Origin of the sequence: Allomuricauda sp. ANG21 (assembly GCF_040705235.1) — a bacterium.
Taxonomy (GTDB): Bacteria; Bacteroidota; Bacteroidia; order Flavobacteriales; family Flavobacteriaceae; genus Flagellimonas; species Flagellimonas marina.
Window position 1 is genome coordinate 678777 of record NZ_JBFCVT010000002.1, and the last position, 12137, is coordinate 690913.

General features: G+C 42.0%; 10 protein-coding genes. 3 read left to right on the forward strand and 7 right to left on the reverse strand.

Features of this window, described 5'->3' with window-relative positions; genetic code table 11:
• The first annotated feature begins 6 nt into the window (after positions 1–6).
• Together AB1A65_RS05410 and AB1A65_RS05415 are read left to right on the forward strand one after the other, a co-directional pair.
• Positions 7–696 (forward strand): response regulator, encoded by a 690-nt coding sequence (locus AB1A65_RS05410; RefSeq protein ID WP_366586432.1) that lies wholly within the window; start codon positions 7–9, stop codon positions 694–696.
• Positions 697–810: 114 nt separating this feature from the next.
• Entirely contained in the window at positions 811–1923 is a 1113-nt protein-coding gene (locus tag AB1A65_RS05415; RefSeq protein ID WP_366586435.1) for an endo-1,4-beta-xylanase, read from the forward strand.
• 77 nt (positions 1924–2000) lie between these two features.
• On the opposite strand, the gene AB1A65_RS05420 is transcribed toward AB1A65_RS05415, so the two are convergent.
• The 3 genes from AB1A65_RS05420 to AB1A65_RS05430 are packed head-to-tail and all read right to left on the reverse strand — an operon-like array spanning position 2001 to position 6512.
• The gene (locus AB1A65_RS05420; RefSeq protein WP_366586438.1) at positions 2001–3653 is read right to left on the reverse strand and encodes a sodium:solute symporter; all 1653 of its coding nucleotides are present in this window, start codon (positions 3651–3653) and stop codon (positions 2001–2003) included.
• 35 nt (positions 3654–3688) lie between these two features.
• Positions 3689–5014, reverse strand: coding sequence for a xylose isomerase (gene xylA / locus AB1A65_RS05425; RefSeq protein WP_366586441.1), 1326 nt, complete (start codon positions 5012–5014; stop codon positions 3689–3691).
• A 13-nt stretch (positions 5015–5027) separates the two neighbouring features.
• Positions 5028–6512: an FGGY family carbohydrate kinase gene (locus AB1A65_RS05430; protein ID WP_366586444.1), complete on the reverse strand. Its 1485-nt coding sequence runs from the start codon at positions 6510–6512 to the stop codon at positions 5028–5030.
• Between the two features lie 254 nt (positions 6513–6766).
• On the opposite strand from AB1A65_RS05430, the gene AB1A65_RS05435 reads away from it, so the two are divergent.
• Positions 6767–7816 (forward strand): LacI family DNA-binding transcriptional regulator, encoded by a 1050-nt coding sequence (locus tag AB1A65_RS05435; protein WP_366586447.1) that lies wholly within the window; start codon positions 6767–6769, stop codon positions 7814–7816.
• On the opposite strand, the gene AB1A65_RS05440 is transcribed toward AB1A65_RS05435, so the two are convergent.
• The 4 genes from AB1A65_RS05440 to uxaC all read right to left on the reverse strand — a co-directional run bounded on the left by AB1A65_RS05440 (position 7802) and on the right by uxaC (position 12118).
• Positions 7802–9088, reverse strand: a complete 1287-nt coding sequence (locus tag AB1A65_RS05440; RefSeq protein WP_366586449.1) for a TRAP transporter large permease subunit — start codon at positions 9086–9088, stop codon at positions 7802–7804. The genes AB1A65_RS05435 and AB1A65_RS05440 overlap by 15 nt on opposite strands.
• Positions 9078–9554, reverse strand: coding sequence for a TRAP transporter small permease (locus AB1A65_RS05445; RefSeq protein ID WP_366586452.1), 477 nt, complete (start codon positions 9552–9554; stop codon positions 9078–9080). The genes AB1A65_RS05440 and AB1A65_RS05445 overlap by 11 nt, the downstream gene beginning before the upstream one ends.
• A complete protein-coding gene (locus AB1A65_RS05450) occupies positions 9554–10528 on the reverse strand; it encodes a TRAP transporter substrate-binding protein (protein WP_366586455.1) in 975 nt (324 codons plus the stop codon). The genes AB1A65_RS05445 and AB1A65_RS05450 overlap by 1 nt, the downstream gene beginning before the upstream one ends.
• Positions 10529–10687: 159 nt before the next feature.
• Positions 10688–12118 (reverse strand): glucuronate isomerase, encoded by a 1431-nt coding sequence (uxaC, locus tag AB1A65_RS05455; RefSeq protein WP_366586457.1) that lies wholly within the window; start codon positions 12116–12118, stop codon positions 10688–10690.
• Positions 12119–12137 lie beyond the last annotated feature (19 nt).

Below are 12137 nucleotides of genomic sequence, written 5' to 3' on the forward strand. Positions count from 1 at the left end.
AGGAATATGAGATGCATTATTGTTGAGGACCAACCGCCAGCCCAACGAATCCTTAAGAAATTTATAGAGGATGTAAACCATCTGCAGTTGGTGGGCATCTTTTCCGATGGCTTGCAGGCCATGGAGTTTTTGAACACTGAACCGGTGGATTTAATGTTTTTGGATATCCATTTGCCCAAAATTAATGGCATTGAGTTCTTAAAAAGCATCCCTGAGGCCCCTGATGTAATTCTTACAACCGCATTTTCTGAGTATGCTTTGGAAGGGTATGACCTGAATGTGGTGGACTATTTATTGAAACCCTTCTCATTTCAACGTTTTTTACAAGCTGTGAACAAGGCTAGTTTAAAGCAAGAACAATCTGAAACAACCTTGGAGAACCAAGTCAACGAAATTTATGTCAAATCTAGCCATGAACATATCAAGGTCTCAGTGAACGATATTTTAGCAATTTCGTCGGACTCGGATTATACAGAAATCCGCACCGAGAAAAGAAAGGTTCTTTCCAACGAGCCTCTTCGACACTGGGTGGATATTTTGGGGGCACCCCAGTTTTACCAAGTACATAAATCACATATTGTAAACACTAAAAAAATAGATCGCATATCGGGAAATCTGGTTTATCTGGTGGATGGCTCAAAAATACCTATGGGCCGTGCCTATAAAGATCATTTCCTAAAAAGTGTCTTGGGTTAAAATGTAATTGAGAGTTCTTTATTGGACATGCTTATAATGCAATCGATTGTGTAACTTTTGACTATATTTGATACTCTAACTGAAAATCAAACTATTGCACTTAAAATTTTACGAATGAACACAAAAACAAACAGCAGCAAGTTAATATGCCATTTACTGGTGATACTTGCCTTGGTATCAACAGTATTTTTGGGAAAGGCCCAGGAAGAACCATCAGAAAAGGGTCTTAAAGATTACTATAAGGACTATTTTCCCATTGGTGTGGCAGTCTATCCGCAGGCCCTAGAGGGCGAAAGTGCCGAACTAATTTTAAAGCACTTCAACAGCATGACCCCTGAGAATGTTATGAAAATGGGACCTATCCATCCAGAGGAGGATAGGTACAATTGGGAGTATGCAGATCAAGTTGCTGATTTTGCTGTAAAACATAACTTAAAGTTGCGGGGTCATGCCCTGTGTTGGCACAACCAAGCTGGTGACTGGTTGTTCAAGGATGAAAATGGGGGGCAAGTAAGCAAGGAAGTTTTGCTTCAACGGTTAAAAGACCATATCACCACTGTGGTGAAACGTTATAAAGGAAAAATCTATGCTTGGGATGTTGTCAACGAAGCCATATCGGACAAAGAAGATGAGTTTTTAAGAGACTCGCAATGGTATCAAATATGTGGGGAGGATTTTATTATCAAAGCATTCGAATATGCCCATGAGGCTGATCCCGATTTAAAGTTGTTTTATAACGACTATAGTGCCGTGCATCCTGTAAAGAGGGACAAAATCTACAAGCTGGTGAAAATGATTCAAGATGCAGGCGTACCAATACATGGTGTAGGCATTCAAGGTCATTTCTCCATTTATGAACCATCAGAACAAGATTTACGGGATGCTATTGAAAAATATGCTTCATTGGGAGTTGAAGTCCAAATAACCGAACTGGATGTGTCTGTCTATCATAAAGAGCATAGCCGAAGGGACCCGTTGCCAAAAGATGAGGACGATACCTTTAAGCCTGAGCAAGAACAGAAGCAAATAGAGCAATATGATATGCTGTTCCGGGTTTTTAGGGATTATAAGGATACGCTCACTGGGGTGACTTTTTGGAACATCTCGGACCGTTATTCTTGGTTGGATAACTTTCCGGTACGGGGAAGAAAAAACTATCCGTTGTTGTTCAATGAAGAGCTTCAGCCCAAAAAGGCCTATTACAAAGTAATAGATTTTGAAAAGTGATGTGACCACAGAAAACAAAAAGCCCAGAATACTAGTCTGGGCTTTTTTGTTTACTACTATTTTTCTTTTACTATCTACTAGCCAGTAAAGTAGGATAGAATCGCAATTACGATGACGACCAACAATACGGATAGGACAACATCAATAGTGCTATAACTTCCTTTGGTCGCTGTACGGTCCTCTGCAGAGAGTGTTCCAAAAGACAATCCCTTGATCAACGCATAATTTGGTGGCGCGGTTGCCAAGGTCACGGCAATACATAAGGCTACTGAAAAGATGAACATGAAAATGGCCATGTGGGCAAAGTTCACTGTGGCAAACGCATACATAAAGCCAGAGACATCTTCACCCGCTGCAATCTGCGGTTGATAATAGATTTCTGACCCCAAACGGAGTATCAATAATACCAATCCTGCCAAAAGCGTTGTTATGGCTGCTTTGGAATTGACCCGTTTCCAGATAATACCCAATAAGAATACCGTAGTTACTGGAGGGGCAATATAAGACTGTACGTTTTGAAGATATTGGTACATGACCCCACCTCCAATTTTGTCCATTATGGGAATCCAAATGATACCAAGCACCACAATGATTCCCGTAGCTATCTTACCAATGGTCAACAGTTCGCGCTCAGATTTTTCAGGTCGAAGCTTTTTATAGATATCGATGGTGAAAATGGTGGAGCATGAGTTAAAGACAGATGCCAATGAACTCATTAAAGCTGCCATAAGACCACCCGCTACAAGACCTTTCAAACCAACTGGAAGAAGGGTTTTCACCAACATTGGGAAAGCTCTATCTGCTCTGTCTACATTAAAAACCTCAGGATTCTGGATGGTCAATGCAAACGCAATGATACCGGGAATCAAGAAAATTAAAATGGGCATCAATTTTAAATAGGCTCCGAAAATAGCTCCCCGTCTACCAATTTTAATGTTGTTGGCAGCCAAGGTACGCTGTACAATATATTGGTCTGTACACCAGTACCAAATTCCCACAATGGTTCCACCGAACAGTAGTCCGGTCCATGGAAAATCTGGGTCACTCATAGGACGCCACATATTAAAATGATCTGGACTCACAGCAGTTACCGTTTCATGGAGTTGCCCCCATCCGCCTACTTCTTTAAGGCCCAAATAGGTTATGATCAATGAACCCAGAATAAGAATAATGGTTTGTAAGGTTTCCGTATAGATTACCGCTTTCATTCCACCGATGATCGTGTAGATTCCAGTAAAGATGACCACACCAATGGCTCCGTACCAAAACGGAATTCCCAACAACTCAGAAACCACAATACCACCGGCATAAATGGTTACCGAAACTTTGGTCAAAACATAGGCGACCAAAGAAAAAATGGACAAAAACCAACGAGAACGACTATCGAATCGTTTTTCGAGAAATTCTGGCATGGTAAACGCCCCACTTCTTATGTAGAACGGTAGAAACAACCAACCGAGCAATAATACGATCCACGCATGTAGTTCGTAATGGGCCATGGGCGTGCCTGATTCAAATCCCGTACCGGCCAGTCCCACTACGTGCTCAGAGCCAATGTTCGACGCAAAAATAGAGGCTCCGATAACGAACCATCCCACATTTCTACCAGCCAAAAAGTAGTCCTCTGTATCTTTGTTCTTTTGGGCGACCACCCAAACGGCCACTCCAATAAGGGCCAAAAAATAGATGCCAAGGACTATCCAATCCGGCCTCTCTAAAACTGATTCCATAATTGTTTGTTGTTAGTTTGCTTAGTGATTTTTAGTTAAATGTACTGATTGATAATATTCTCAAACAATTCCTGCTTACCACTACGTTTTTTGATGTCTTGGTTTGCCGAGGCATGACCGTGAAGGTCTTCCAAAGTTAGCTTGCCATCTTCAAACGCTTTTCCGTTGCCAGAATCGAATGAACTATATCGCTCTTTACGCAGACTAATATAATTGGAATTTTCCAATACGTCATTTGCAGCCAACAGCGCCCTTGCAAAAGTGTCCATTCCGCCAATATGTGCATGGAAGATGTCTTCTAAGTCGGTTGAGTTTCTTCGGATTTTAGCATCGAAGTTGATTCCACCACCTTGGAAACCTCCTGCTTGAAGAATGACCAACATGGCTTGTGTTAGTTCATACACATCCACTGGGAACTGATCGGTATCCCATCCATTTTGGTAATCACCACGGTTGGCATCAATACTTCCCAATAAATTGTTGTCGGCAGCAACCTGAAGCTCATGTTCAAAGGTGTGTTGTGCCAAAGTAGCATGGTTCACCTCAATGTTTAGCTTAAAGTCATCCAATAAATCATATTTCGTCAAGAAGCCCAAAACTGTGGCTGAATCAAAATCATATTGATGTTTTGTGGGCTCCATGGGTTTCGGCTCAATAAAGAAGGTTCCTTTGAAGCCTTGTTTTCGTGCATAATCTTTTGCCATATGAAGGAAACGGGCCATGTGATCTTGTTCACGACCCATATCGGTGTTCAAAAGGGACATGTACCCTTCACGACCTCCCCAGAAAACGTAATTTTCACCGCCCAATTTTATAGTGGCATCCAAAGCATTTTTTACTTGGGCACCGGCATAGGCAACCACATCAAAATCTGGATTGGTGGCCGCACCGTTCATATATCTTGGGTTGCTGAAACAGTTGGCTGTACCCCAAAGGAGTTTTACGCCAGAGGCCGACATTTTTTCTTGGGCATAATCAGTGATGGTTTGTAATCTTTTTTCAGATTCTGCCAATGTGTTGCCTTCGGCAATCAGGTCAAAATCATGAAAACAATAATAAGGAGCCCCAATTTTGGTAATGAATTCAAAAGCGGCATCCATTTTATCTTTCGCCTGTTGGATAGGGTCAGTGCTGGTCAGCCAAGGAAATTCTTGTGTGGGAGCTCCAAATGGGTCACCGCCAACTCCCGTGAAGGTGTGCCAATATGCAATGGCAAATCTAAAATGTTCTTTCATGGTCTTACCTCCGACCACTTTGTTCTCGTCGTAATATTTAAATGCCAAGGGATTGTCCGATCCTTTTCCCTCAAAAGCGATTTTCCCTATACCTTTAAAATATTCCTTGTCTCCTTTCGTAATCATAGTTTTAAGTTATTCAATTGTCAATATATTCTTCTAATTGTTGTTTCCATGTATCATAAGCGTCATGGTATTTTTCCGTAGGCCCATCAGGTTGATACGTCAACTGAATCGCATCTGTTGCGGTTGCCTCGCCAATACTTTTAAAATTCCCAAAGGCATAGGCAGCGGCCCTTGCGGCCCCCACGGCGCCGGTGGTTTCCACAATATCAATCTGGCTATTCGTCAATGTGGCTATGGTTCTTGAGAATATCCCAGCTCTAAACAAGTTATCGTTCCCCGCTTTAATGGAAGCAATATTGACGCCATCATTCTTCAGAATTTCCATTCCGTAGACAAAAGAAAAGGCAATGCCCTCCAAGGCCGCCCTAAAAATATGGGGGGCTTTGTGCACATTAAAGTTGAGGTTCAAAATCCTAGATCCCTTATTGCTGTTGTTCAGCATCCGTTCCGCACCGTTTCCGAAAGGTAGTATGTTCAACCCTTCCGAACCAATAGGTACGGATTCGGCCTGTTCATTCATGCTATTGTAGGAAAGCGCATTGGTCAACTCATTTCTGACCCAACTATATTGAATTCCCGTACCGTTAATGCACAGCAATTTACCAATCCGTGTATCGTCTCCGCTATGATTAACATGCGCAAAACTGTTGATGCGTGTATGTTCCTTGGTGTTTTTTTGGCCGGAAATAGCGTAGACCACCCCAGAAGTACCTCCGGTGGCCGCGATTTCACCGGGTTCCATCACGTTAAGGGCCAAGGCGTTGTTGGGCTGATCTCCTGCGCGGTACATAATCGGGATACCTTCGGGCAGACCAGATTCTTTTGCTCCCTGTTTTGAGACAACACCTTGCTCTGAAAAAGAAGGTCTTATCTCTGGAATCAGAGAAGGGTCAATGCCAGCATCTTCCAATAGCCATGAGGCCACATCGTTTTGTTTAAAGTCCCACATAATTCCTTCGGAAAGTCCAGAAGGAGTGGTAACACACGATCCAGATAGCTTCAGGGCAATATAATCACCCGGAAGCATGAACTTATGGATTTTTTTATAGGTGTCAGGCTCATTGTCCTTTACCCATTTTAATTTGGAGAGGGTAAAGTTTCCTGGTGAGTTCAAGAGGTGTTCCACACAATTATCACTTCCGGAAGTTTGAAACAGTTGCTCTCCAATTTCTACGGCACGACTGTCGCACCAAATTATGGATGGTCTAAGGGGTTGAAGATTTTTGTCAACAGTGACCAATCCATGCATTTGGTATGAAATTCCTATACCTTTAATATCGTTTTTAGAAACATTGTTCTTCGAAATCAACTCTTTGGTTGCCGTACAAAGATGTTTCCACCAGAGCTCAGGATCCTGTTCACCCCAACCCAAGTTGATTGATAATATGGGCATTTCTTTTTTGGGATATTGGGCAATGTCCAGCACGCTGCCGTCATCTGAATTGATGAGCGCTGCTTTGATGGAGGAACTGCCAATATCAAAACCTATCCAGTGCATAAATCAAGATTGAGTAATTTTTCGCTACAATTTTTCAAATATAGGTAACGGAATCGATTGCGTAAATTTATTTCTTTAAATATTTTACCGTAGATTGAAGTTTTTTAACAAATGGTTTTGCTGCTGTTAGCAAAAGTGTTGAACATACAATTTGAAAAAAATTATTCAAAAAGGAAACTAAAAGTTAAATTAGTAACTTGAAATTCAAGTCTGTTTCTATTCTTGGGCTTGGATACCTAACCGCATTTTGACAGATGAAGATTAAAAAGGAGGTTACGATCTATGATCTTGCCAAAGAATTGAACTACTCTCCCTCGACTATTTCAAGAGCTTTGAACAATCATAAGAGCATCAGTAAAAAAACCATAAAGTTGATCAAAGAGGCTGCTGAGGAAATGGGATACCGTCCTAACAATCTCGCTGCCGGGCTTAGAAATAATAAAAGCAATACCATAGGTGTACTTATCTCTAGAATCAACAGGCCCTTTATGGCATCTTTGATCAGTGGTATAGAGGAAACAGCAAGAAAATCCGGCTACAATGTTCTGATCAGCCAATCCAATGACAAGTACGAGAACGAAATCAGCAATTGCAACGCATTGTACGATAGTAGGATTACCGGCCTTGTGGTTTCCCTTTCTATGGAAACGGTTGATATGGGCCATTTTCAAAAATTTATAGACAAAGGCATTCCCATTGTATTTGTGGATAGAGTCCCGGATAATTTTAACTCCTACAAGGTGGTCATCGACAATTACACAGCTGGGTATTCGGCCACCAAGCATCTTATAGAACAGGGGTGTACCCGAATTGCCCATTTTGCGGGAGCCCAGCATAGAAATGTATATGAAGAGCGGAAAAAGGGGTATTTGGATGCGCTTCGGGAAAATGGACTGCCCATTGAAGAAGATCTTATTATACACTTTAAAACCTTGAGCTTTGAGGAAGGGAACAAAGCAACCAAGAAACTGTTGAAAATGTCGAATCCGCCCGACGGCATTTTTTCAGCTAATGATACCGCTGCGGTGAGCGCAATTATGTGTGCAAAGAAAATGGGAGTCAATGTGCCTCAGGATTTGGCAGTTATTGGCTTTAATGATGACCCTATTGCTTCCATAGTACAGCCTTCCCTGTCCACGGTTTCCCATCCTGCGAGTAAAATGGGGGCTATTTCGGCCAGACGTATCCTGGACCACTCAGGTCAAAATTATGATACCGATCTATCTGAAATCACCGTTTTGGGGACAGAAATCATTGTTAGGGATTCTTCCTTGAAAAAAGTGCATACCCTAGAAACCAAATAATCTAGGTAACCACAAGCTCAGTTCAGGGAAAAGACTTACCAAAATCAAGCTGATAATCATCGCCAAAAATAAAGGCAATAGTGGGCGTACTACCTTTTGTATGGTCGTTCTGGCTACGCCAATCCCAATAAAGAGTACAGCTCCAACAGGTGGTGTACACAATCCAATACAGAGGTTCAATACCATAATGATTCCAAAATGAACAGGGTCAATACCAAGTGCTGTGGTCACCGGAAGGAAAATGGGCGTAAAGATCAGCACGGCTGGGGTCATATCCATAAAAATCCCAACGATGAGCAATATAATGTTGATTAGAATCAGCACCATGATTTTGTTGTCACTCAGGCCCAATAAAGCTTCAGTGACCGCCTGAGGGATATTTTCATAGGACAGTACCCAGGACATGGCCATTGACATGGCAATCAACAGCATTACAATGGCTATGGTCGATGAGGACTCCACCAATATGGGACGAATATTCTTGAAGGATACTTCCCTATAAACGGCGGCTAAGACGAGACAATACAATACCGCAATTGAAGATGCTTCGGTTGCCGTGAAAATTCCTGCTACGATGCCGCCGATAACCACAATCAATAAAAAAAGGCTGGGCAATGCCCTTACAAAGGTGCGGAGAACATTCTTTAAGGAACTACGGTCCGCAGTGGGGTATCCTTTTCGTTTGGCCCAAATATAAGCGACCATCATTAATAAAAGACCAGTTAAGATCCCGGGGAGATAACCCGCCAAGAATAGAGCGCCAATGCTTACCCCTCCACTGGCCACGGAATAAATGATGAAAATATTACTGGGCGGTATCACCAAACCTGTTGTGGCCGAAGTAACATTTACAGCCACACCAAACCCTTTATCATATCCCGATTCCTCCATTTTATCAGACATAAATCCACCTATAGCTGCTGCTGCAGCTCCTGCGGATCCTGCTATAGCACCAAAAAGCATAGCGGCAACTATGTTTACATGGGCCAGCCCCCCTGGAAGTGACCCCACCAAAGCTTTGGCAAAATCAATCAACCGTTCAGCAATTCCGCCTTTGTTCATGATATGTCCTGCAAGGATAAAGAAAGGAATGGCCAAAATGGAAAAACTGTCCAATCCGGTTACAATACGTTGTGCAATGGTTGTCAGCGCCGGATAGGTGTCCACACTCACCAACAAGGTCAATAAGGCTGAGATACCAAGACTCCACGCCACAGGAACCCTAATGGAAATCAAAATAAGAAAGCTCAATACGAGAATACTAATTTCCATTTTTCAAATTTTTGATGATGATAAAAAGGTCCAAAAGTTTATAGTACATGATACAAAGCCCTGAAATGGGCAGCACCATATAAACAAAACCTATGGGGAGGTTCAATGCTGGGGAGGTCTGGCCAAGTGCAAACGAGATATAGACATAGCGAAGCCCTCCTATCAGAAAAACAGCAATACCGAATAAAAGTACAATAACGGTAATGACGATATCGAGAATTTTCTGATTGCGCTCATTCAAATATTGGGGTAATAAATCAATGGCGATGTGCAATTTTTTGCCCGATGCGTATGCCGCGCCCAAAATACTTAACCAGATAAGAAGAAATCGGGCCAATTCATCGGTCCAAGAACTTTGGCTATCTAGAATATATCGTGTAATTACACCCCAAAACACATCCAAGACCATTACGCCCAACAACAGCGCAAGAATCCATTCCAAAAAATGATCAATGTGTTTTTTCATCACTTTACACTCTTTATTTTCTCTGCAAGCTCATACAGATGCTCATCTTGCTCTTTTAACGCTTGGAACATGGATTCTGATTTTTCTTCGAAACGACTTTTATCGGGATAAAAAACCTGAACTCCCGACTGTTTTACTTCATTCAAAGCTTCTTCTTCAGCTTCTTTCCAAAGCTTGTGTTGGTACACCGTTGCTTCCCTTGCCGCTTCCAGAATCCAAGTTTTCTCGAAGTCATTCAATTTGTCCCAGATAATGGTACTGATTACCAAAATGTCTGGAATGGCGGTATGCTCATCCATGGACAAAAATTTGCACACCTCATAGTGTTTGGAGGAATAAAAACTAGGCAAATTGTTCTCGGCACCATCCACAACACCTTGTTGTAACGAGGTGTACAGTTCTCCCCACGAAATGGGAGTAGGGGAGCCTCCAAATTTTTTAACCATTTCAATAGCGGTTGGGCTTTGCATTACCCGAATCTTTAACCCTTCTAAATCCTCTGGCGATTCAATGGGCGTACTTTTGGTATAGAATGAACGACTCCCAGCATCAAAATAGGTCAATCCTTTCAGCCAGTATTTTTCGGAACCTGCAAGGAGTTGCTCACCGATTGGGCCATCATACACCTTGAAGCGATGTTCGTCATTCCTGAACAAATAGGGATACCCAAGAACTTTTAGGTCTGGCGAGAAGTTTTCCATAACGGCTGCCGAGACCTTGGTCATTCCTAAACTTCCTATTTGGAGAAGTTCCAAACATTGCTGTTCCGAACCCAACTGACTGCTTGGGTAGATCTCAAGCTTCAGCATTCCATCAGATTTTTTGGAGACCAATTCGGCCATATGCACCATTGCCTTATGAACAGGGTGTGTTACCCCCAAACTGTGGGCCAGCTTAATGGTATTTGCCGCTTTTTTATCAGGTTGACAGGAAAGCAGTAAAATAGAAAATATGAGAATTATCCTGAGATTCATACACTTTTCAGCTCTTGGGTAATGGCATTGAACCCTCCTTCGGCATTATAGAACAAAGGCACAGAACCGGTTTCTTGCATTGTTTTTAGAACATTGTATCGCGAATGTCTTTTCATGTACGTGACGTATAAAAGTAACTTTTGAAAATGTGCTTTGGGCTTATTTTTTTAAGCTGAGGTTCTCTACCAAACTTGGAAATTGAAAAAATTCCTTAGCATTGTTATAGGTAATATCTTGAACAATCTTTCCAATCCATTTCATGTCATGGGGCAAAAGCCCGGCTTTAAGATCATTACCCAAGATATTGCAAAGCACCCTGCGGTAGTACTCGTGTCTTGGGAACGAAAGAAAGCTTCTGCTGTCTGTGAGCATTCCTACGGAACAACTCAGTAGCCCCATATTGGAAACTGTATCGAGTTGGTCTTTTATACCATCCTTTTGGTCCAAAAACCACCATGCAGTCCCAAACTGAACCTTACTTTTGATGTCCTCACCGGTAAAGTTGCCCGCCATTGTGGCAAACACTTCATTGTCCGAGGGATTGGAATTATATAAAATCGTTTTTGGAAGACTGCCACTGTTGTTCAGTCTATTTAAAAAACTAGCCAATTGTTCGGCCTGAGGATAGTCTCCAATGCTGTCAACTCCTGCATTTATTCCGATTTTTGCCAGAATGGCTTTGTTGGTATCCCGGATTGGGCCTAAATGAAGCTGCATCACCCAATTTTTTTCAGCATACAATTGCCCCAAAAGATGAAGAATGGCAGATTTGTACTGTAGTGCTTCTTTTTTAGAAATTGACTTTTCATCGAATCGCTTGGAAAGGATTTGATTGATCTCCGATTCATCATACGCATACCCGTAGGCGTGAGTCAGACCATGATCAGAAAGTCGGCAACCATTTTCATGGAAAAAGTCAACCCTTTTCTTGGTGGCCTCACCTAAAGAAGCTAAATCTGTTATGGTGACTCCGGTAATTTTTGAAAGTGTGGAGATGTAATCCGAGAAATCCACTTTTTCAATATCAATCAATCCATCTGGGCGAAAGGTGGGAAACACCTTCACTGGACAATCTGACTTTGCCAGTTTGATATGATGTGCTAGGTCATCCAAAGGATCATCGGTGGTACATACCACCTCAACATTCATTCTACCCACCAAATTCTGGGTCGAAAAAGTGGGCTTTTTCAATGCTATGTTGCATTGCTCATAAATGCCTTCGGCGCTATCTGGTGTCAAAAGTTCGTCTATTCCAAAATAGCGGTTCAACTCCAAATGAGTCCAATGATAGAGTGGATTTCGTAGCGTGTAGGGCACCGTTTGGGCCCATTTTTGAAATTTTTCAGCATCAGTAGCTTTACCGGTAATATACTTTTCGGGAACTCCCAAAGCACGCATGGCTCTCCATTTGTAGTGATCACCCTCTATCCAAATCTTTGTGACATTCTCAAAGTTTTTGTTCTCCGCAAGCTCATTGGGTGGTAAGTGAGAATGATAATCTATGATGGGCTGACCTTTTGCATAGTCATGATATAGTTCTTTGGCATAGTCTGTTTCCAACAAAAAATCCTCATGGATAAATTTCTTCATGCTATGATTTCTATTCCTT

Bases quoted from the DNA above. Each gene is read 5' to 3' on its own strand.
- AB1A65_RS05410 (WP_366586432.1), top strand. From the start codon at position 7: ATGAGATGCATTATTGTTGAGGACCAACCGCCAGCCCAACGAATCCTT.
- AB1A65_RS05415 (WP_366586435.1), top strand. From the start codon at position 811: ATGAACACAAAAACAAACAGCAGCAAGTTAATATGCCATTTACTGGTG.
- AB1A65_RS05420 (WP_366586438.1), bottom strand. From the start codon at position 3,653: ATGGAATCAGTTTTAGAGAGGCCGGATTGGATAGTCCTTGGCATCTAT.
- xylA (WP_366586441.1), bottom strand. From the start codon at position 5,014: ATGATTACGAAAGGAGACAAGGAATATTTTAAAGGTATAGGGAAAATC.
- AB1A65_RS05430 (WP_366586444.1), bottom strand. From the start codon at position 6,512: ATGCACTGGATAGGTTTTGATATTGGCAGTTCCTCCATCAAAGCAGCG.
- AB1A65_RS05435 (WP_366586447.1), top strand. From the start codon at position 6,767: ATGAAGATTAAAAAGGAGGTTACGATCTATGATCTTGCCAAAGAATTG.
- AB1A65_RS05440 (WP_366586449.1), bottom strand. From the start codon at position 9,088: ATGGAAATTAGTATTCTCGTATTGAGCTTTCTTATTTTGATTTCCATT.
- AB1A65_RS05445 (WP_366586452.1), bottom strand. From the start codon at position 9,554: ATGAAAAAACACATTGATCATTTTTTGGAATGGATTCTTGCGCTGTTG.
- AB1A65_RS05450 (WP_366586455.1), bottom strand. From the start codon at position 10,528: ATGAATCTCAGGATAATTCTCATATTTTCTATTTTACTGCTTTCCTGT.
- uxaC (WP_366586457.1), bottom strand. From the start codon at position 12,118: ATGAAGAAATTTATCCATGAGGATTTTTTGTTGGAAACAGACTATGCC.